Annotated in this window: 26 protein-coding genes; 7 read left to right on the plus strand and 19 right to left on the minus strand. The window is 48.4% G+C overall.

Annotation, left to right across the window (positions count from 1 at the left end; translation table 11 throughout):
* The first annotated feature begins 131 nt into the window (after positions 1-131).
* Complete coding sequence (locus tag NWE96_09085; GenBank protein MCW3984134.1) at positions 132-476, plus strand: winged helix-turn-helix domain-containing protein; 345 nt, start codon at positions 132-134, stop codon at positions 474-476.
* Here the strand turns inward: NWE96_09085 and NWE96_09090 are convergent.
* The 3 genes from NWE96_09090 to NWE96_09100 all read right to left on the minus strand — a co-directional run bounded on the left by NWE96_09090 (position 429) and on the right by NWE96_09100 (position 3,190).
* Positions 429-1,160 (minus strand): HAD family hydrolase, encoded by a 732-nt coding sequence (locus NWE96_09090; protein ID MCW3984135.1) that lies wholly within the window; start codon positions 1,158-1,160, stop codon positions 429-431. The two genes, NWE96_09085 and NWE96_09090, sit on opposite strands and share 48 nt — an antisense overlap.
* 4 nt (positions 1,161-1,164) lie before the next feature.
* Positions 1,165-2,478 carry an APC family permease gene (locus tag NWE96_09095; protein ID MCW3984136.1) on the minus strand — a complete coding sequence of 438 codons (1,314 nt, stop codon included), beginning with the start codon at positions 2,476-2,478 and terminating at the stop codon, positions 1,165-1,167.
* A 139-nt stretch (positions 2,479-2,617) separates the two neighbouring features.
* Entirely contained in the window at positions 2,618-3,190 is a 573-nt protein-coding gene (locus tag NWE96_09100) for a hypothetical protein (GenBank protein ID MCW3984137.1), read from the minus strand.
* Between the two features lie 228 nt (positions 3,191-3,418).
* On the opposite strand from NWE96_09100, the gene NWE96_09105 reads away from it, so the two are divergent.
* The 3 genes from NWE96_09105 (at position 3,419) to NWE96_09115 (ending at position 4,758) form a co-directional block, all read left to right on the plus strand.
* Complete coding sequence (locus NWE96_09105; GenBank protein ID MCW3984138.1) at positions 3,419-3,622, plus strand: hypothetical protein; 204 nt, start codon at positions 3,419-3,421, stop codon at positions 3,620-3,622.
* A 303-nt stretch (positions 3,623-3,925) separates the two neighbouring features.
* The gene (locus tag NWE96_09110; GenBank protein MCW3984139.1) at positions 3,926-4,261 is read left to right on the plus strand and encodes a zinc-ribbon domain-containing protein; all 336 of its coding nucleotides are present in this window, start codon (positions 3,926-3,928) and stop codon (positions 4,259-4,261) included.
* A 20-nt stretch (positions 4,262-4,281) separates the two neighbouring features.
* Positions 4,282-4,758, plus strand: a complete 477-nt coding sequence (locus NWE96_09115) for a flavodoxin domain-containing protein (GenBank protein ID MCW3984140.1) — start codon at positions 4,282-4,284, stop codon at positions 4,756-4,758.
* A 277-nt stretch (positions 4,759-5,035) separates the two neighbouring features.
* On the opposite strand, the gene NWE96_09120 is transcribed toward NWE96_09115, so the two are convergent.
* The 16 genes from NWE96_09120 to NWE96_09195 all read right to left on the minus strand — a co-directional run bounded on the left by NWE96_09120 (position 5,036) and on the right by NWE96_09195 (position 18,318).
* Positions 5,036-5,158 (minus strand): hypothetical protein, encoded by a 123-nt coding sequence (locus NWE96_09120; protein MCW3984141.1) that lies wholly within the window; start codon positions 5,156-5,158, stop codon positions 5,036-5,038.
* A gap of 656 nt (positions 5,159-5,814) precedes the next feature.
* Positions 5,815-6,129: a hypothetical protein gene (locus tag NWE96_09125; protein ID MCW3984142.1), complete on the minus strand. Its 315-nt coding sequence runs from the start codon at positions 6,127-6,129 to the stop codon at positions 5,815-5,817.
* Positions 6,130-6,145: 16 nt separating this feature from the next.
* Positions 6,146-6,820 carry a hypothetical protein gene (locus NWE96_09130; GenBank protein MCW3984143.1) on the minus strand — a complete coding sequence of 225 codons (675 nt, stop codon included), beginning with the start codon at positions 6,818-6,820 and terminating at the stop codon, positions 6,146-6,148.
* A gap of 87 nt (positions 6,821-6,907) precedes the next feature.
* Positions 6,908-7,465 carry a hypothetical protein gene (locus NWE96_09135; protein ID MCW3984144.1) on the minus strand — a complete coding sequence of 186 codons (558 nt, stop codon included), beginning with the start codon at positions 7,463-7,465 and terminating at the stop codon, positions 6,908-6,910.
* Positions 7,466-7,631: 166 nt separating this feature from the next.
* On the minus strand, positions 7,632-7,799 hold the full coding sequence (locus NWE96_09140; GenBank protein MCW3984145.1) for a hypothetical protein: 168 nt from the start codon (positions 7,797-7,799) through the stop codon (positions 7,632-7,634).
* A gap of 9 nt (positions 7,800-7,808) precedes the next feature.
* The gene (locus NWE96_09145; GenBank protein ID MCW3984146.1) at positions 7,809-9,395 is read right to left on the minus strand and encodes a hypothetical protein; all 1,587 of its coding nucleotides are present in this window, start codon (positions 9,393-9,395) and stop codon (positions 7,809-7,811) included.
* Positions 9,395-9,937, minus strand: coding sequence for a hypothetical protein (locus NWE96_09150; GenBank protein ID MCW3984147.1), 543 nt, complete (start codon positions 9,935-9,937; stop codon positions 9,395-9,397). Before NWE96_09150 ends, NWE96_09145 begins: the two co-directional genes overlap by 1 nt.
* The gene (locus NWE96_09155) at positions 9,934-10,302 is read right to left on the minus strand and encodes an HK97 gp10 family phage protein (protein MCW3984148.1); all 369 of its coding nucleotides are present in this window, start codon (positions 10,300-10,302) and stop codon (positions 9,934-9,936) included. The genes NWE96_09150 and NWE96_09155 overlap by 4 nt, the downstream gene beginning before the upstream one ends.
* A gap of 51 nt (positions 10,303-10,353) precedes the next feature.
* Complete coding sequence (locus NWE96_09160; GenBank protein ID MCW3984149.1) at positions 10,354-10,827, minus strand: hypothetical protein; 474 nt, start codon at positions 10,825-10,827, stop codon at positions 10,354-10,356.
* Between the two features lie 15 nt (positions 10,828-10,842).
* On the minus strand, positions 10,843-11,700 hold the full coding sequence (locus NWE96_09165; GenBank protein ID MCW3984150.1) for a phage tail tube protein: 858 nt from the start codon (positions 11,698-11,700) through the stop codon (positions 10,843-10,845).
* Between the two features lie 4 nt (positions 11,701-11,704).
* Positions 11,705-14,089, minus strand: a complete 2,385-nt coding sequence (locus NWE96_09170) for a hypothetical protein (GenBank protein ID MCW3984151.1) — start codon at positions 14,087-14,089, stop codon at positions 11,705-11,707.
* Positions 14,090-14,092: 3 nt separating this feature from the next.
* On the minus strand, positions 14,093-14,446 hold the full coding sequence (locus NWE96_09175) for a hypothetical protein (GenBank protein MCW3984152.1): 354 nt from the start codon (positions 14,444-14,446) through the stop codon (positions 14,093-14,095).
* Positions 14,446-15,657 carry a hypothetical protein gene (locus tag NWE96_09180; protein ID MCW3984153.1) on the minus strand — a complete coding sequence of 404 codons (1,212 nt, stop codon included), beginning with the start codon at positions 15,655-15,657 and terminating at the stop codon, positions 14,446-14,448. The genes NWE96_09175 and NWE96_09180 overlap by 1 nt, the downstream gene beginning before the upstream one ends.
* A 301-nt stretch (positions 15,658-15,958) precedes the next feature.
* The gene (locus NWE96_09185) at positions 15,959-16,915 is read right to left on the minus strand and encodes a phage major capsid protein (protein MCW3984154.1); all 957 of its coding nucleotides are present in this window, start codon (positions 16,913-16,915) and stop codon (positions 15,959-15,961) included.
* A 6-nt stretch (positions 16,916-16,921) separates the two neighbouring features.
* Positions 16,922-17,350 carry a DUF2190 family protein gene (locus NWE96_09190; GenBank protein MCW3984155.1) on the minus strand — a complete coding sequence of 143 codons (429 nt, stop codon included), beginning with the start codon at positions 17,348-17,350 and terminating at the stop codon, positions 16,922-16,924.
* Positions 17,351-17,397: 47 nt separating this feature from the next.
* Entirely contained in the window at positions 17,398-18,318 is a 921-nt protein-coding gene (locus NWE96_09195) for a DUF2213 domain-containing protein (protein ID MCW3984156.1), read from the minus strand.
* A 143-nt stretch (positions 18,319-18,461) separates the two neighbouring features.
* Between NWE96_09195 and NWE96_09200 the strand changes: the two genes are divergently transcribed.
* From NWE96_09200 to NWE96_09210, 3 genes are all read left to right on the plus strand, one after another.
* Positions 18,462-18,659, plus strand: a complete 198-nt coding sequence (locus NWE96_09200; protein ID MCW3984157.1) for a hypothetical protein — start codon at positions 18,462-18,464, stop codon at positions 18,657-18,659.
* 228 nt (positions 18,660-18,887) lie between these two features.
* The gene (locus tag NWE96_09205) at positions 18,888-19,409 is read left to right on the plus strand and encodes an Hsp20/alpha crystallin family protein (protein MCW3984158.1); all 522 of its coding nucleotides are present in this window, start codon (positions 18,888-18,890) and stop codon (positions 19,407-19,409) included.
* Between the two features lie 33 nt (positions 19,410-19,442).
* On the plus strand, positions 19,443-20,102 hold the full coding sequence (locus tag NWE96_09210; GenBank protein ID MCW3984159.1) for an ArsR family transcriptional regulator: 660 nt from the start codon (positions 19,443-19,445) through the stop codon (positions 20,100-20,102).
* The last annotated feature ends 158 nt before the right edge of the window (positions 20,103-20,260 follow it).

Here is a 20,260-nt window from a genome sequence, read left to right on the forward strand (position 1 = left end):
TTGTTGTTACATTAAAGTATTCTGTACGGTACGTTTGCATTTTTATTCAACAAATGACCAGCCAGATTTAAAGTTAATAGACAAATATTTATAAAGCTATACTGAGAAATCAGACATGAGAAATAAACGGCATGTACAACACTTTATTGCGGGCAAACCAGAAAAGACGCGATCAACTAAGCATTGCAGCCAACATACTAGAAATAGCCAGAGACGGCGCATTAAAAACCCAAATAATGTACCGCGCAGGCTTGAGTTACCCACAACTCAACGATTACTTACTCTTCTTAATCGACAACAACCTACTAACGCAGTCCAACATCAACGGCAAAGACGTCTACAGGATCACATTGAAAGGTAGAAATTTCTTAAAAAGACACCACGAACTAACAAAAATGCTCAAAGCCAAGGATTGGCGAAAAACCGCCCTACACCAACCCGCCGCATCGCTCAAGAGCCAAGGTCAACTCGCTTAAGCTTTTGATGGTTTGGTCAGGGCAAAACTTTTCAGAATGCTTCTGGCTACGGCGTTCTATGTAAATCGCTCGCATACCCACAGCTTTTGAGCCCTCAATGTCTGCGTCAAAGGTGTCACCGACAAACACCGCTTCCTGCGCTGAAACATCCAGTATCCTAAGAGTGCGCCTAAAAATTTCAGGACTAGGTTTACGTTTATTGACCGCACCTGAAACCACAACCACATCAAAAAACCAATCAATGCGGGCGGCTTTGAGCAGTTTAAGGACACATTCAGGGATGGCAAAGTTAGAGATTATGCCCAACTTGTATTTGCCAAACAACGTTCTCAGTACCAACTCAGCGTCGGGGTCTATACGCACGTATTTACTGAATTCTTCGCAGAACTCGTTAGTTGCAGCCGCCACCGTTGGACTCGATACGGGAACGTTGTAGCCCAGTTTTTTAAGGGTTTCTGAGACGCGAACGTTGAAGTGGGGTTCGTCGAGGTTGAGGTCTGCTTTTGCGTAGAGGTGGTCTCTTACTTCGATGTAGGTGCTCTCGAATTTCTCGAAAGGTACATCTATGCCTTTTTTGGTCAGGTAGCGGTACATGCGCTGCAGAGAAGGCGAGTAGAACGCGTGGTCTTTCTCGATAAGCATCAAAGTGTCGAACATGTCGAATAAAACAGCTTTAGTTGTCATCAGTCTAACCTGCTGAGGTAACTTTAGAATTGGTTTGGTTAGCTAAAACTCTTTTCCGTCCACGCAGATGTTTCTGTACCAGAAAATAAGCGGTTCCAACCGCCAAGAAAACCACACCCGCCACCCAAACCTCAGGCGTCGCAAACAAGATAAATGCCAAAAGCATCAGACAAGTCCCCAACCCAAGCAGAGGCAAAATGCGCCGAAATCTGCCAGAACCATTTTGAAGCTTAAACGCTGAGATGTTGACGATGCAATAATTGAAAACTAGCGCGAAGGTGCTTATCGCAACGACCCGCGTTAAATCTAAGAAAAGAACCAGAACCGCCATAACCACACCAGTCCCAATTATCGCTTTGAAGGGCGTGCAGAATCTACCGTGTAGTTGAGCTAAATTGTTGGGTAAGTCGTGTCGACGCGCCATGGAGTAAGCCATTCTCGAAACGCCCAGAATCGCAGTTAAAAGCACACTTGCAGTAGCCACTAGACCACCGAAAGAAATGACTTGAACCGCCACCGAGCTGCCGCTGACTGCCATGGCCTCACTGAGAGGCGAAGCTGAACCGCCAAGCCCATCTGCGCCAAGCAAACCCACCGCAACCAACCCAACCGAAACATAAACCAACATAGAGAGCCCCAACGAGAGCAACAGAGCACGGGGTACGTTGCGTTTGGCGTCTTTGATTTCTTCGGCTATGACGGTTACTCTTGCGAATCCGCCGTATGCGAAGAAGATGAAGAAAGTAGCGTACAAAACGCCGCTGGATAGGGGGGTGAAAGGTGCAAAGTTGGTTGTGTCTGCGAACAGGGCTCCGAAGACTACGAAGAAGGCTAAAACTGAGAGTTTTATGGCTACGAAGATGTTGTTGACGGCTGCGGATTCTTTTGCGCCAACCAGATTGAGAGCGGTGAAGACCAAGCACATAACTGCAGCAACCACGTTGACAGGCAAACCTGGGATTGCCGCCGAAAGGTAGTACACGAATCCAAGCGACACCGCCGCCCCCGTAAAAGTGTTCGCCACCAGCCACATCCAACCCGCCAAAAACCCAGCATAAGGCGAAACCAACTGCCGCCCATACTCGTAAGCGCCGCCCTCCACAGGCTGCCAAGCGGTTAGTTTGGAGAAGCTTGTGGCGGTTATGAATGCGATTATGCCCGCGGCGATCATGGATATGATGAATGCTGAACCCGCGTATCCTGCGACGATGCCTGTGACGACAAAGATTCCGCCGCCTATGATGGCGCCGACGTTTATGGCGACGGCGCTCCACAAACCGATAGAACGCTTAAGAGCGGGGGTTTTGTTTTCCGCCACAGGGATCACAACTTTAAGGCAAGAGAACTAAACGAATCTATAAACCTTCCAACCAATATCACCGCTTTTAAGCGTTCTTTAACATAGCGAAGCATCAATGCTTAATTGTTTAGATAAAAGCCGCTACAAAAATGCTTGATTATGGGTTGTAGTAGTTTGGGTTTTCCAGTAGGTTTGCCATGGCAAATCGCCGCGCCAAATTCACATCAACCCAAGGGCTGTCTTTTTTCATCCGCGCCACCTCAGCCGCCGTGCCCTTCTCGAGGAGTTCGGGGGACAGTTTGGTTTCTGGTCGCGGAAAACCCAAAGCCGCCATCTTCAGCGGGTCAACATGTGTTCTGACGGAGAGGTTTTTGTACCATTGTTCCGCTGGGGTTTTTGGTTTAGCGTTTGCCCATGCCTTCTTTTCCCGCTCGATTTGGTCTTCGAAGTCGGGGAAGTCAAAGGGTTCTTCGTCTACGATGTGGCCTAGTTCGTGGCGTACGATTAGTTTGGTGGTGTCTGTGAGTTTGCCCGCTTGGAAGTCACGTTTGGCTGCTACGGTGAGGCTGGCGTCTGTGGCTTCGGATAAGCCGCCGTAGTCGTAGGCGTCCAAAGCGTTGAGTTGGAATCGGTTGAGTCGGTTTGCTGCTTCTGGGCCGTACTGTGTTTTTAGGAATTCTTGGGCGTATGTGCGTATTTGCGCCTCTAGCCACTGGGCTGTTATTTGCAAGTGCCTTCTCCTTCCTCAAGTCAGAATACGCAATACAGTATTTAAGGAGGTGTTTCAGCAACCGCTATATATCCAAAAACGCACCCATGCCCGAATGAAAAATGACCAAACGACTTACCTTACTATACACAAAGAATGAGGAATTCATTAGCTGCGATTAAAGTGTTCATGTAAACTTCGGTTAAGCTTTTAAACAGAACAATACAATTCCCTAAATGGTGTACAAAAATGAATAGCTGGCATGCAGTAGGATACATTACTTTGGCTTTCGGTTTTGTGTTTATGGCAAACTTTCTATACCTTACGGCTGGACGAGGGCACGACCCATATTCAGAATTAAACTGGGTAAACGCCATGATTCTCTCATGGATTGTTTCAGTAGTTACGGCGATTAAGGGTTCCAACTTAACTATAACGGCTAAATCTGACTGAAAAAACTAATTGCTTATACGAATACCAATTTTTACTTCTAAATATTTGATGGCACTTAGATTGATTTAAGCGGTTCTTTGGGAGAAAATAAACAAGCGGTACATAGTTACGTCTTCAACTTCGTTGGTTTCAACTTTGTTTATATAAGGGAGGGGAGGTACACTGTGAGACGTCGCGTGGTTCCAGCTTTTGCGGATACGGATTCGTATTCGGCTTTAGATAAGGATCCATAGCGCCAAGAGCATCAGTCACAGTTTGTAAAGCTTAAATTTGTTTAAGGTATCCATCTTAACTGGTGAAATCATGGTTTATTGTTCAAATTGCGGCGCACCTGTCGCTGACGAAGCAAACTTTTGCCCCAAATGCGGCACCAAAACCCCAAAAGGCACAGCATCCAACGTAAAATATCCTTCTGGCGAGTTAGAAGATGCCTTTTACCGTGCAGGCAAAGAGCTTGAACGGGCTTTTATGATTGCTGCAAAAGAAACTGAAGCAGCACTCAAAAGAGCACGTGAAAGCATCAAAGACAAAAACGTCGAAACTCAACCCCCAACATCTGTCGTATGCCCAAACTGCGGAGCCCAAAACGTCCAAAGTGCAGTTTTCTGCAACGCCTGCGGTAAAAAACTCAACCCCTAAACTTTCTCGGAAGCCCACAGATGCAAAAAAACAAGACACTCATAGTATACGAATCCAAGCAGGGAGCAACCAAGGGTGCCGCCGCAAAAATTGCCGATGTCCTTCGCACAAAGTTTGGGTTGGAAGTGGATGTGTTTGACCTCAAAAAAGAAAAAGACATACCGCCCCTAGAACAGTACCAAAACGTGGTGGTCGGCGCAGGAGTCAGAGGCGGCAGAGTTTACAGCAAAGCACTCAAATTTTTAAAAAACGATTTGAGCAGTAAACGTGTGGCTTTTTTCACCTCATCATCTTGGGGTGGCACACCGGGAAGCTACGAAAACGCCAAAACCCGATTCGTAAACAAAACCCTCTCCAAATATCCCAACATAAACCCAGTTGGGGCGGAAGCTTTTGGCGGTCGCATCCGATACTTCGGCAAAACTATGCTTGACAACACTGATGCAGCTAAGGTTGAGGCGTGGGCGGAAGAGCTTGGCAAAAAATTCAGTAAATAACTGCGCTAAGGCTGGTGCGCTGATGTGTCCAGTGTGCTACGTTGAGTATGTTGAGGTACATTTTGATTTTGAATTGGACGGTGCTGTTTTGCGTGACGTGGAAGCGCTACGTTGCCCTGTATGTGGAGAGGAAGTTTTTTCGCCCGAGCAGCAGGAAACGATTAGAAAACGCCTAGAAACACAATAACGCAAACACACAACTTTTGTATTATCAGTAAAGAGAGCCCTCATTTGAAGATGCATACAAAAGGGTAATGACAAAAATGAAAGAAAAAAGTTAGTTTTGATCTACAAGGTGTGCGGTGCCGTCTGGGCAGTAAACCTTTTCGTTTTTGCCTACTTTACGGTATCTTTCGCTACACATGTGGAGCATCTCACATCCATCGCAATCTCTGCTCAACACAGATTTTCGCCTCCTGTTGGGGTTTTGTGCATCAGTAAGTTGGGCTTATAAGGTTATGTAATATGGATGTATATCGCTGGAAGTAGCGGTGAGCAGGGAGAAGGCTGTTTTGGATATGCAACCACCCTGTGGTTTCGTGGCTAGTCTACTTTACCTTGATTTTTTTAACGCGTGCCGAACGCGGGAACGGACATACCCCATGAATATGAAGGGCAAAGCAAACATGCCTGCTGCCAACGCGAGGGTTGCGATATCCATCATGCCCGGTCTCCATCCCTTTTCTGGTTTTTTGGGTTTTGCTCTGAACAGATTATTGCCATTGAATGATATAAAGGGTGTTGAGAACTGTTCATAAAAATTAAGAAAAAATCGTCAGACATCCAGAAAACCCTGCAAAAAACAATTAACTTGCTCAGAAGTGGCCCATAAAACTAAAAAAACGCTTAATGTTGACGATGCTTTAGGGGTTCTCTTTTGCCCACTTGATTCTTTCCAGAACCTTCTCCAAATGCGCCACGTCACTTATTTCCCACAAGGGGACACTGGCACCGTATGCCGTCTGCACAAATACACATACAGCCGTCAATCATGCCGATGGTGATTTGCACTTTCTGGTTTGAAGCACCTATGGAGTTTAGAGTGGGCTTAAAAAGTTACATCATAGGCTTGCGGATAAGCACGCCCTCAATTGAGCGAAGCAACTGATATCCGAACAGAATCGCTGCGAAGTAAGTCGGCCATAGGATAACGGGCCAGTTACCAGGAGTGTAATTCCACAATCCAGTGGAGACTGCGAAGAACTCCATCATAGCAAGCGATATCATGCCGCTGAATGCGAGAAATATCTGTTCTTTTGCTTCGTGTTTTGCGTTCCATTTTCTTCTGGCAAACATCAGAACTGCCCATGCACCCAAAAAGGCGAATAGGAGTATGTACCAGCTTGAGTTGAAGTCTAAGAATACATTCATCGTTTTTTGTCCTTTCCTAATGTTTTATTGTTTTTCTTTTTCGGTTTTTACGTGACTTATTGTGGGGAACTTTGTGGTTTGGCCAGCATTTCTGGCAGAACACTGGCTTGTCGGCTTTGGGTTGGAAGGGCACTTCACATTCGCTTCCGCATTCACTGCACACAGCATTGAAAGTTTGAGGTGCATGGAACGCTTTGAAAAGTTGATACTTCTTCAGCCGCGGCCAACCAGTTTTGGCGTACTTGAGCATTTCTGGGTTGTCTTTCAGCCAACGCAACATGTGAAAGAAACTTTTGCCTCTCTTCTCGTCCCGTTCTGGTAGCGGTTCGTAACCCAAGTTGCGGATTTCGTCTAAGTAGGCGATTTCCACTAACCTCTGCGCTTCGCCATCCACATGGATGCGTTTGACCCTGTCTTCGCCGTAGACTTTCTGCAACTCTTCTGCTGCAACATCAAAGATGCAGCCTTGGCAGATATGGATTGGCTCATCAGGTTTGAGGTTAAATTTTGAAACCAATCTTAAGACGACGCGTGAGGATTCTTGGAGGTATTCTTTTTCGCGGAAGATATCTTGGTAGAACCTTACGTCGATTAAGTCGTATTTGAATTCGCCTGTGTCATCGTGGTATGCGCCGACTACAACGCCGAAAAGCAAGTCACCGCTGCCTGCGTCATCAACGATAAGAGTCAATTGGGTACTTTCACGCTCTCTTTGTCCATGCAATACGGCAGAGTTGTATAAAAACCCGACTTAGTCTAAATCTACAAAAACAGGGACTCATAGCGTGGTCTGACCGGATTCAGTGTTACCGCTTGAGGGATGGAATTCAGCGTTGTGACGCTTGTAGATTTCTTTTCGCCATTTACCTTCCCAACTGTCCCACCCCGTTTTAACCAAGCGCTCCCGCACATGGGGATTTTCTGCCACCCAATCTAAAAAAACAAAGAAACGCCGCTTATCCTTAAGCAACTCTTTGGGCACACCGCTCTCGACACACCATCGCAAATAAGCGTCTTCGACTAGCTGGTTGAGTTCCCCTGTGGATTCGACTTTTTGAACTTTGAAGCCTTTGGCTTGCAGATGTGGGATGACGCCTGAGAGAACATATTCGGAGCAGACTTTGAAGCAGGTTTCGCGGTCAGGCTGCATGACTGTAACGATTTCGTCAGCGATCTTTTTTGCGTTTTCTAAGTATTTTTTGCTGGCAAAGTTGGGCGGCTGAAAAGCTGAGGTTGGGATTCTACGTTCCAGAAGCATACGCTGGGGCGGTTTAATTGCGCCGACGACTACCCCCAGTAAAAGATCGCCCCACCCGTAAGCGTCTATTAGTATCATGTTGCCTGGAAGATAACAGTTCAGACCCAACTTAATTCACTAATTCAAACAGTAGATAGTATAAGATAGGTTTTATGTTTTAAATTAGTTCTGCGCCTTCGTAGCTTTCAAAATCCAAAGCATACCTGTCACGGCACATTCTAAACTAAAACAGAAAACACAAAAGTCAGGTTTCTACCCGTTTAAGCGCCGCTTGCACCCTTTCCTCATCAGAAAGACAATCCTCTAAAAGCGCATTAGTCACCGCATAGAGCTTAAGGTCATTTATAACCGCGATCTTGCGCAGTTGCTTATGCAAATCCGCCCTAACTTCCACAACAACACGTTTACTCATACTCTGCACCTATGGTTTTGCTGTTTTGTACCTGCTTAAACTGCTTGTTCTGCTGTGTAATGCGTAAACGTAGTCGGCGAGGAGGGGTTTCTCTTTGCCCAACTCGAGTGTTGTTTGAAGTGTCTGTGTTTTGCCGTCTACGTGGTACTCGGCGCTTTTGACTCTGAAATAGCTGTTTACTCCCTCGTTGGGCAAATAGACCGCTATCTTGTCGCCTGCAAGTATCGGCGTTGTGCCGTAGTCAAGTACTGTGCTTTGGAGGGTTAAGGTTTCTGCGGGGTCTTTGAGGTTAGCCAGAAGCGCCTTGGCGCGGCATTCACATTCTGCGTCGCAGGCTAATTCCTCGTTCACCTCGACGATTTCGCGTAGTCCAATGTTGGTTTGGCTGGTTTCGTCGTTTTGTATGCTGCTGTATCGGCGTCCACCAAAATATAAGCCATCCACCCAAAAGCTTCCTGAACCTACACCCGTAAACCAAACAGTTACCTTCACCCGTTTAACCAGTGTCCAATTGAAGCCTGACTGTGTTTGCCATTGGTCGGTGGTGGCGGCTCCGACGGGGACTTGGGTTTGGAACCATTTGTCTGTGCCCACGGTCAGCTCATGTGAAGCGAGGTTGTCGTAGATGTCGTGTAAGATTATGGTGGCGTTGCCGTTGAAGGCGGATTCGCGGGTGAGCCAGAAGTTTAGGGTTGGGTAGAGGTTGGTGTTGACTTCTTTGCCGCTGTCAAGTGTTAGTTGGCAGGAGGCGGAGTAAAGGTTTTGGGCGGTTGTTTTTATGCTGGCTGAGCCCTTGATTTTTGAGGTGGTGTCAAGGCTTATTGTGCCCGAGGATGCGGTCCACTGCCCGTCGGATGGTGAAAGCGACTCTGTCCATTGGTCTTTGTTTTGTGGGATGCTTTTGTCGGCTGCGCCGTATACGGTGGCTCGGTTGCGTATTCGGGTTATATCTTTGGTGTATTCGCTGGTTTCTATACGCTCAGAGAGGCTAACGGAGCTGGTTTTGGTGTTTTTGGGGAAAAACTCGAATTTCGCATCTGGAGCAACCCTGAAATCAAACCCAATGACCCCGTTATCGTCGGCGCTGTCGGCGATTTCCCGCAGGATATCTATCACGGGAGTGTCTTTGTATTCAAGTTTAGTGTAGGTGGTGTCGGTTGATTCAACCAATTCAACTCCGCCTCGGCTGTGGCTTAAGCCCGAGTAGTAGTCAAGTAGGTCTTTGACTATGTCTTCACCCTTCATGTTCTCATAGGTGGCGGTAACTACTCGGCGGAAAAGGCGTTCGCCCCAACAGCGCCCACTCACAGTGAGGTAGTTTTCTGTGGGTGAAGATTGATATTTGACGCTTTCGACCCTGCAAGTGATAAGTTGGGGGCAGTTGGCACCTCTGCCGACGCTTATGCTACCGTCTAAACCAACAGTTATGGGGTAGATGCCGTTAGGGCTGTATTTGCCGTTCCAATTCTGCAGCACAACTTCAAAGCTGCTAACTTCTTTAGTGCAACCCAAATGGACATTCAATTCGACTACATCACCTTGCGGTGGAGTAATGGAGCCAAAAACGATTGCTACCGACGGAGCATTTACGCTCATTATTCGACGCCTCTGCGGTAGAGTTCTGCTTCGCCGCCGCGAGTGATACTGCGGGTTCGGATGGGCGTTTCGGCGGCGGTGCTGTTGAAGGATTGTACGCTCGCAGTAGCGGTGTTCATGCTGTTGGCGAAGCTGTACATCGCCGCGGCTGCTGCAACGATAACGGCGATTCCAACGCCTGTTAGGGCGAGAAAAGTTGCAAAGCTGATGTTGAGGCTGTTCTGTACCGCCGTGGCAAACGCGGTAGCGGCAGCGTAAACTTTCTGTGCTACCGCGACGCCCGCGCTTGTGCGCATAAACAACCCCATCGTAGAGACAACCATCATGGCACTAGTTAAGGCGCGGGTTTGGGAGTCGTTTAGGATGCCGAACTGGTTTGCGACGTAGCTGATGGCTGTTCCCGCTGCGCCGATGCCTGCAAGTGTGGAACCCAGCGTTCTAACACGCGCGGCAAGAGATTCCGCGTCGGTTTGGATGCGGTTAAACTCGTTGCTTGCCCGATTAACCGCCCGCACCGTGATTGCGATTTCTCGAAAACTCATAGTTGCGCCTCCGCTTTAGCAGAATCCAAGGCATCCAACAAAACGCGCTCAAGGCGGGGTAAGTAGGCTTCAACCGCTGGGGTCAGGTACGGTTGGGCACGCATGTTGCTGGTGCCGAATTCGACTGCAGCGGCGTAGGTGGCTTCTGCGCCGACTTCAATTTGCCAATCCTGAGTTTTGGCGTAAATCGTGCTCTGCAGATACCCAGTTCTGACAGGCACAAGTTGCTCCGCGTTTGCCTTGACCGATTCAGCCCACTGCCCCAACTGCGCCCCTATGCGCTTCTGCACGGCGACGTCAAAACGGTTTAGGGCTTGCGCGAGTTCTTCTCCGTCTGATATTTCAAGGGATATGGATACGCTCATGTCTTTTTGCTTCCTTTTCGGTTTTGTTTTTTTCTTCTTCGGCTTGGCGGTCTATTTCGTTGAGGATAACGGTGTATTGGTGGATGACTCGGGCGGGTTGGCGGCTGAGTTCTGTTGGGGTCCAGCCGAATTCTTTGCAGAGCCTAAAGTCTGTGATTGCGGGGTGGGGTTTTTGGCGGCGGATGGCTCGGATAAAAAAGCAGTTTCCTCACGAGTCAAAGCGCAGAGACCGTTGACGATTTGCGAGAGTAATTCGCCCAGCGCGATTGGGACTCCGTTTTCTTCGCCCAGAAGCTTCTCCAAAGTGAGGGGCTGGCTTTGTGGTTGCTCTTTGAGGGATGCCCAGATTGTTTCGGCTTGGATTGCGATGAAGTCGCTGGATTGCACCTGCCCTGAAAGTGGGTGGTACTTGGTGTGTTTTTGGATTATGCGGCTACGTTTTGCCCAAGTGATTTCGCTGAAGACGTATTGGCCTTGGTATTCTGCGCCGTATTCGTTGCCCAGTGTCAGGGTTTGTTTTCGCATTCTTCTTTTCTCCTTTTAGGTTATTGTGAGGGTTTTTGCGGTGAAGGCGGCTTTGAGGCTGACGAGTTCCTCGATGCGGGTGGGTATGGAGACGTTTTCCCATTTGCAGTCTCCGAGGATAGCTTTGTTTGAGCCGCCCAAACCGAATTCTAAGTCAAATTCGGTGTCGTTTATGATGTCGTCGAATTCCTCTTTGGATTCGAATTCGAAAACCACTTCGCCGCTTAACTCGCGGTGCCTATTGGGCAAGTACTTGATTATGTTACCGTTGGGACTGCGTATGACGGGGATTTGTTTTAGGTTGTTGTTTACGGTGAATTTCCAGTCGGTGACGCGGTCCAGTGTGGTTGTGTCTTTTTTGATGTAGCTTTCGTAGAAGGGCACGGCGCCTGCGTATTCGCTGTAGGTTGCGCCTGAAATTTTTGAGGTGGACGCGGTTACGTCTTGGCTTAGAAGCTCAGCCGACGCCTTTACCACATCGTCGATGCTGCATTCCACGGCGACGGATTGGAATTTGCAGCCTGTATAGAGCAAAGAAATTATGTCCGTTGCCTCAGAAAAAGCGCCCTTATAGTACAGCACCTGCACGCTTAATGATTTGTTGAGGTCAACTTTGCAGTTCTGCAGGAAATTGATCGGGGCATCGCTGGGAATGGGAAACGAGACTTTTAAGCTCGATGCGCGTTGGCCTTTCTTTATCGCTTGCAAATCGACGGAGCCTACTCCGCGGACTTTGATGTTGTTGGAGTTGATTTGGGGTTCGATGCTCTCGGCTGCTACTCCAAGCATCGCTGGGTTCGTGGGGGTTTGCCCGAAAACTGATTCTTCCACATAGAAGAGTTTGCTTTCATGAGAACCATATGTTTGTGGCATTTTTTTATTCTCCTATTTTTTCGATATACCATGATTTTACGGTCAATTCAGTGCGGTACACTGGGGGTTTTAGGTCTGCGCGGTCGAGGTTGCGGCTGCCTGCGACATCGCAGTAGGTTATGCCTTTGACGGAGACCACGCAAGATGCAGAATCGCAAGTCAAAACCGCAGGTGTCACCCCGTCGCTTGCACCGTTTGTTTCCGCCAAAAACCACAAGAAACCTTCCTCGTCGATGTAATCAGCCAAGTTTGCGGTTAAACTTAAGGTTAATTGCGCGTCACTTTCTGAGGCAGCGTTGTTTTGGGTGTTCTGCCAAGCCCCCGCCACATTGTTCCAAGCTTTGACTGTGACGCCGTTCTGGGTTGCTGCTGAGGCGAAACCCTCGAAAGCGAAAACAGCCTGCTTAACCGTGTTGCGGCGGCTTTCGAGTTTGAAACCAAACAGCAAAACCGCCCGTTCACCGCTCCCACTGCGACTTACTTGGCATCGGCTGTCGTCGCTGTACCAAAGGTTCTGGTAGTCGCCGACCGATAACTCTGTCCAACCGTTGGCGGTTGGAGATGCTTCGATGTTGCCGCTGTATACTTTGCTGGTCTGGGTGTTTGGGCTTAAACCGACATAGTTGTAGGTTGTTTGGTTTGGGATTTGGCAGTTTTGACGGATTATGCGGTTTATTTCGTCGGCGATTTTTTTGCGGATTGTTGTGGCGGTTTCGGTTTGGGATAGGGTTTCTGTTGCCCAAATATTCACGCGCAGAGTTGAGGTGCACCGTCGAATTTTACCCGACAAATCCAACTTTGAATCCACGTTTTCCGCCAAAACAACTGTAACTTGCCCATCTGAAACTTTGAATGCGTCACTGTTTTGGTATTCCCTTGAAACATCAACCGAAGCCAAACCTCCGTTGTCCAAGACCACACGCATCTGAGTGCGAAGCAACCGCATTACTGTAGCGGCGGGGTCTTCGGTTTCGCTCATTGGCTGTGTAGTCTCCTTAGTGTGGCTTTGCGAAATGCGACATCGCTTTTCAGCATGAAGTCTTGGGTAGTGGTTACTTCGTAGTCTGTGCCGTTGCGGGTTACTTTCGTGACGACGTATCGGAGCAAAAACATGTACTGTCAAATAATCGTTGACGAGGTAGCCAGGTTCGATGAGCATTTCTTCGGTTTTTTGTGGCAGAACAATGGCTTTTAGGTCTGTGGGTTCGCCGTATGCTGGGGAGTCTCCTGCTTCAGTGAGTGGGTGAAGGGTTAGGTTTTCGCCTTTGCTTCTCAGCACCTGCGTGAAGCGGGTCAGGGGCGGCTGGTAGCCCGAAAGCATCTCGCCAAGCCAGCAAACCGTTGCCATCGCCTGCTTATTCTCAATGGGCCCATAATCTGTTTGTCTGGGTCCCCAGAACATGAATTCCTGTGCTTGGCTTAGGATGGTTTTTGCGCTGAAATCGTACGCGGGTTTGTCGTGGCGTTGTCGGATGTTGCCTAAGATGCCTGCGGTTACGGCGTCGTAGTAGTCGCATGCGAGCTGCTTGGTTTTCACGTTGATATAGCCTGCCCAGCAGATACCCGAGTTGTAGGCGGGAAATTGGGGTGAAGCCCCGATGGCGTTTATGACTTGATAGGTCTTTTGCACACTGCTGCTGTAGCCTTCATAGTCGTATAGCCCAAGCAAAGCATAAGCAACAGAGTCATCATAGATTATGTCGTCACGTAAACCAACTCTGTGCCAAGCGCTGTCGCCGCTGGGTTTAGGGTCAAAATACAGATATATTTGCTCAAGGCCTGGGCGGTAAAAGTTGACTGCGTCTTCGATTATAGTTTGGTATTGCGCTTTGTTTATGGGGTCAGATTCAGCAAGCAACCGAAGCCCAACGACGCCGTAGAGCGCTTCAACATCCATTTGGGGCAGCCATGCATCAGCGGTGTTTACCGCTCTTGCGAAGCCACCGTAGTAGCAGTCGTGGATGCCCAGCTGTCGAGGTTTGTGCTGCATGTTTAACAGGAAGGTGCCTGCTGATTTGGCGCTGTTGAGGTAGTTTTCGTTTGAGGTTAATTCATAAGCTTTTAGCAGCGCGGGCATTGTGCGACCTGCATCCACGGCGTAGCAGTATGTGCTGCCTTCCGCGCTGACAAAGCCGCCGTAACCTTCTCTATTGACGTCTGTGATTTGCTGGGTAAGCATCCAGTTGGTTAGCTCGACGATTTTTGCTTCTATCTCAGCACTGCGATCGTCAAACTGAGGGTCAAAATATGCCTCATAAAGAAAATCCACCGCGAAACCCGCGGCAAGCGCTGCTTTCCCCCAAGTCAAATCTGGTCCCTCACCAGGTATAATGTAGAGGTAAGGCGCATAATCCATCACAAACTGGTAGTAAGCTTCGGGGACGGGCATCGGTTAGGCGCTCCGTAAGGTTGGTTTTTTTAGGCTGCCAAGGATACGTTCTAGTTCCTGCTGCAGAACCATCAGAGGGGGGGCTTTGTCGGTTACGGCGAAGTTTTGGTCTCCGACGCTAAAGTCTAACCCGACTGCGGAGCCGCCAGTCAAGTAGCAGATGGCGTAAACGGCGGAGAGCAGAGTGATGAATTCTTTTTCGGCATCAGAGCAGTTGCCTGAGTCGATGGCTTTGTTTAGTTCCAGCGACAGCGTGGTGGCTGCACGGTTAACCATTTTCTGCAGTTTATGGTCGGGAATATCGGTTGAGGTAACGTTAATTGTGTCTCGCACATCACTTAAGGTAACCGTCGCCATCAATTTCCGCCTCCTTTTGGGGGTGTTTCATCCCAGAGTTGCCAGCCGAATTTGACGGCGTTCTTGCGGAACTCTTCCTGCCGAATCAACCCCTTCTCAGCCGCACTCAAAAGGTCAGCTATGTTGGCTTCTTTGGCTTTGTAAGGACTCCAGTTAAGCCGAACCTGCGCTTTAACGGGGTCAAACCCCGCCTGCGACAACACTGTATCAAAGAGTTCCCTCTCCACCTGCCGCTTAATGTAGCGTTGCACGGGCTGAATGAGCATGTTCTGCAACTCCAAGGCGGCGTTGGCGGATGCCTCTGTGAAACCAGGCGTGCTAAAAAGCCGCGGCAAGGGGGTTTCGCAGCCCAAGTAAAACTGGTTAATCAAGTGGTCAACGTAGTATTCAAAGCGGGCGCGGGGATCTATCGTGACTGGGCGTATGTCGCCTTTGCCGTTGTAAAACAGCCAGGCACCTTCTTCACTGCGGTTTTTGATGGCTTGCTGAAACTGCTCAATCGTCGCGTCATCAGCCCGCTCCAGCAACGCCAAAACGTCTGGTCCAGCGTACTTCTCAAAAATCCGGGGCATAATCCGCTCAATCTTCGCCTTCATGGCCGAGTACGCTGGACGCTTATCACATCCAAAGGCAAGCGAGTGCAACAAAACCTGCAACACACCCGTGCCGTAACCCGAATAGTCTAAACAGTTGATACGCCAGTGAACGATGGCTGTGGCATCAAGGTTTTCTCCGCCGTATATGTGGCGTAGTTTGTAACTCTCAATTTTGTAAGGAACACGAAGAGTTTTTTCGTCAAGGTAGCTTTGTTCTATCCGTTCTACGGCGTCGATTGGTAACCGATGTAGGGCTTTGATGTTCTGGGGGGTTAGTTTTAGCCAGAAGTCGTTACCACAAGCTATGAGCATCCTTGCCATATCGCTGAGCAAAGCGTCGAGGTTCACGTTCTCGTTAAAGCCATCGACGACACGTTTTGCTTGTGCGGCTTTCTCGTAGTTGTCGTTTACCGTAGTGTAGAAACCTGAACCAACAGCGGAAGCCGCCAGCAAATCCACACTGGCCTTACAGGTCGGGTCACGTTGGTAAAGTTTGATTACGTCTGAGAGGGGAATGCTTGGGGTTTCGTACACCAGAGAAGTCTGCGGCGAGACGTAACCACCTTTGGGTTTAACCGCAAAAGACTCAACAAACCGACGAAACGCGCCGCTCATTTCAGAGCCTCCAGCAGCTTTTTACCCTTTTCAGTTATGGCATATTTTGCGAGGTGCCGCGTCGAACTCTTCTGTATGAATCCGCCTTGAATCAGATAGTAAAAAATACTTTCGAAAGTGGCATGTGTTCCACCACATTGCAAAGTGTTCTGTTCAAGGTCAGTTCGACGCATTGCACAGCGACTGAGATCTTTAAGGATCATTGATGCAAGGTTCATTCTTTCAGTTAATCGTCTCAATTAAAGTCCTCCAAAAGTTGTTTCGAAAAAAGGGGATGAAAGATTGGCCATCTGTTGTCACCTTATGTTAGGGTGGTTTTGATGTTGGTGAGTTTGGCGATGGCGTTGCTACGCAAAACACCTATACCGAAGCGAGTTGTGGCGCGGACACCGTACTTGCCGTTTTTGATGTCTTCCCAGTCTTCGACGGTTACATCTCGACGTAGAAGCATAACAGAAGCAACACGAGTGTCGATGGCATATGCAGTGCCGTTTGGAACAAGGGTGCTTGCTTGCACACGCATACCCAAGACGCTCGTTACGGTTGCTTCGTCGATGTCTGTTTGCCCAGACGGAAGATACTGCGCGTGGATAAATTTGTCGTCGTTTAACAGTTGATGAAGCTGGGTTTCGTTGACGGCTAAAACGGTGGGTTTCCAATTTTGAGATCGCACTGCGTTATGTAAGCTGACTACACCCTTCCAGTCGAGAACTGCTCCACTGTTGTTTAGGGCACCTCCGCCTGCTAAATCAGCATCAGCCACAGCACCATAAAGCGCCAACACACGGTTGGTTTCTTGTTCGCCAAGAGCGCGGCCGACTTTTTCGACCATGCGGTTCATAACGTTCCAAGTGGCGTCTTCTAGGAACTCGCGGGTCCACTCTTCGGAGGATTCTGCTTGGATGTTGGTGTAGACGTCTGCGACGCCGTTTTTGGTGCCGCTTAAGCGTGTGGCGGCGCCTTCGGCGTAGCGGTAAGCAACTGCTTTTTGGTCAAGGGGGAAACGCTCCATTGGTTCGGTGGTTGACATGACGGTGATTATGTCTCGTCCAATCATCTCTGGGTAAGCGGCTTGCACGAGTGTGTCGTGTAGGCGACCCAGTGCCTGAGCGGAATCACTGAACAGGCCTTCTTTTATGCCTACTTCGCAGTAACGCCTCAGGAAGGGGTGGGTTGTGGTTTTATGTCTTTGAGTTTCGATGTGTTCTTTGAATTCGCTGTCGCCCTGAATTAGGGATTCAAAAAGTTTAGGCTTCATTCTGGATCACTTCTCCACGTTGATGAAAATCAGGTCACCATCTGATGCTGCTGACTCAAGCGCGGTTCCGAGTTTGCGGTTGTAGAACACGGTGTAAGTTGCTGAGCCACCTTCATTGACTGGTTGGTCGACGAGTTGGGTGACTTTTGCGCCTGCCGCACTGCAGACCGCTTTGCCCCGCGTGATGATGCCATCGGCGATGACTTTGACTCTGCCCCGCCTAAGCACTGGGCACATTTGGCCCGTCGAAGCGGTTTTTACTGCTATACCTATGTCGTCGTCTCCACCTGGACTAGCAGAAACCTTGTCGTCAGCGCTCAAGTAGACGGGTGAGCCTTTAGTGATTGACGCTGCAGCTTCAAAAGACTCGATAACTGCGTTGGGGTCGTCTGTTTCTCCCGCGGCCATCCATGGTTTGTTGGTTAAATCAGTCATTTTTCATCTTCTCGTTGGTTTTTCGTTTTCTCCGAGTTCATCCTCAGTTACTTGCGGTCAATTTTGTGACTATCCTGCATGTTGCGAAGACGATAGATAACCCTGTTAAGCTCTTGGCACATGCGCTGTGGTCCCAGACTCCAACTCCGCTGCACGATGTGGTTGGGCACAATTTCGTCTAGCATGCGAATGACTTGCTCGATTGGAACGGTGGGTTCTTTGGGTTTTTTGATCAAGCCTTCCGCCAAGTTGACGGTTGACTTTGAAAATCCAGCAGGACTTTCCTGCTCTTGGAAACACTCGAGGATTTGGATGTTAGCCTCAGGTATCCCCGGAACCGCCACAAGGCTCATCTCCGCGTTGTAGAGTCCATGAGGAACCTTACCGTTGACATAGTCGATGGTTTGGTAGTCTGCCCCGACGCTGACGTGGCGGATTAGGCCTTTTCTGATTTTTTCTGCGGTTTCTTCATCGTAGATTTCTGCCGTGTAGTGGAGGTTTTGTCCGTCCCAGTGGGTGTCGGTGACTTTCCCTATTGCTTCTTCTGCAGAGACATGTTCAAGATAGACGGGGGCATCAATCAGTTTGCCTGAGAACGCCTCCAGTTCTTCTGGGGTGTAGATGTTAAAGTTGCGGCTCATGCCAATCGTTAAAGCTACGCCCTCGATTCGCAGGGGTTTGTCGAGGACTTTCTCTTTGACCGTGAAGGGTAGAACCGCGCAGAGGTGCTCTTTAGTCGGTAGATGCAGCTTGTTAAACCATGCCTTCGCGTTTTCCAGCGTCCAACCTTTTTCTTTACTGAAAAGATAGCTTTGAATCGCCATCGTTTGCTTGCCTTTGGGCTTAGCTATTATGGCTTGGATGCCTTCTTTCTCGTTTAAGGTAACAGTTTTTTGAGTGCCTTCTTGAAAGTCAGCGGGATTCTTGTGCCCGCTTTTGATGAATTTATCAGTTTGTTCCCATGACATTTTACTAAACCTCACAGGTCTAACACACACTAAATAAGCAATGAAAATGAAAAGGCGAATTGTACCACCTGTTGTGCCACGCGTGGCCCACTCTGTGGGCCATCCTGTGGGGTCAAATTCAAAAAATGGAGTAGTGGGGGTTAATGGTTAGGCGATGTGTGGTTAAAGTTGTGCTTAGCAAGGAGCAAAGGGAAATTTTAACGGAGTTGTCGAGCAGGTTGGGTACAAGTGAGAGTGAGGCGTTGCGGATGGCGTTTATGGATTACGTTAAAGAACTAAGCTTGATGGCTGAGACGCTGCATCGAGGTAAATCCCAGAATAGGGAAAATGTGAAGAGCTAGCTGGAACTTCGCGGTTGCTCTGTCGCCTCCTCCCCTCCCTTATATAAATAAAGTCACGTTGTGGATGTTTGCTGCTGTTTGGTTGCGGTTGCTCTTTTGCTTTAGAATAGATTGGGTTGGTTGGTGGACAGTTGGTTTCTATGGATTGATGTGGGCGGCGTAAAATTTTTATTTCTGAACTTGTATATGTATGCTATACAAGTAAATCATGTATAGAGGTGGATTGAAATGGTCGAAGACAAACAAAGAAGGAAACCAACAGTATCACCAGCAACCCCTGGAACCTCAATAGCAAGAGTGAGGGAACAAGGATTAGAAAGAAGCATCGACGACATCTTCACCGAATTCCGAAGATCCTTCGACGACCTCATGCGACCCTTCTTCCCACTATACGAAACCACAGAATACAGGTTACCCACAAGATACGCCCAAGTTGACCTCATCGACAACGGCGACTCCTTCACCGTAAACGCTGAACTTCCAGGGTTCACCAAAGACCAAGTAGACGTACAAATAAACAAAGACGGCTTAGCCATAAAAGCAGAATGCAAAGAAGAAAAACAAGAAGAACGCAAGAACTATCTGCACCGAGAACGCGCCTATTCCTCGCTGCAGCGGTTCATCGCTTTCCCAGAGGAAGTTGACCCCTCTAAAGTTGAAGGTTCCATGAAAGATGGGGTTTTGGAGCTAAAGGTACCTAAGAAAGAACCTAAACCTGAAGAAAAACCCAGAAAAGTCGAACTCAAATAAACCCCCCCATCCTTTTTTTGTTAGGAGATCAACATGACCGAGCAAACTAAAATCGATTCAATGCTTAAAGCAATCGAAAACCCCATCAGAAGAAAAATAATCAAGCGACTAAGCCAAGAACCGAGTTATCCTCTCGAGTTATCAAAAGAAATCGGGGAAGCACAGCAACTCGTAACCAGCCACTTAGCGATTTTGGAGAAAGCGGGAATTGTAGGCTCAAGTCTTGTTGCCAGCCCCTTTGGGCCAAACAGACGGTCATATTTCCTCAAACAATCAGGCTACATTTCACTGAGTTTTGGACCGCATTTATTCAATGAGCAACTCTTTAACTTTCAAAATTTACCCCCAGAACTTTCAAGTCAAGCAGCAGAGTTTATGAAACGCATCGCCAACATCGAAAAATGCAGTAACGAAAACAAGATTGAACCTTTTTCCGTCCTGCTAAAAGACATCGACCATAAATTGTCGGAGCTTGAAAATGAAAAGACTGTTTTGCTTTTCATCCGCAACTTGGCGATGAAGCATGCGACACAGGAGTTGCAGACCCAAGATAAATCTCATGATGAGCGTAGAGTTCTACATTTCATCCTTGATGAACGTTCCACAGATATCGAGAGCATTTCTAAGGCTTTGAATCTAAAAGAATCCATCGTGCGGGGTATGCTGGAAAAACTAAGAAATGACATACTGTAACAAGACAGGAGATGCTACGTTTGCAGGTTTACCATATCAGAGAAAGCCCTACAAAGTACCACTGTTGCGATTGCGGAAAAAGGTTAGTATCCAGAGCAAAAACCCCTCACTGGCGAAGCATCCCCGCCGATCAGAAACGGTGCAGAAGCTGCTCCATG

The sequence above is a fragment of the Candidatus Bathyarchaeota archaeon genome (assembly GCA_026014685.1).
Lineage (GTDB): Archaea > Thermoproteota > Bathyarchaeia > Bathyarchaeales > Bathycorpusculaceae > Bathycorpusculum.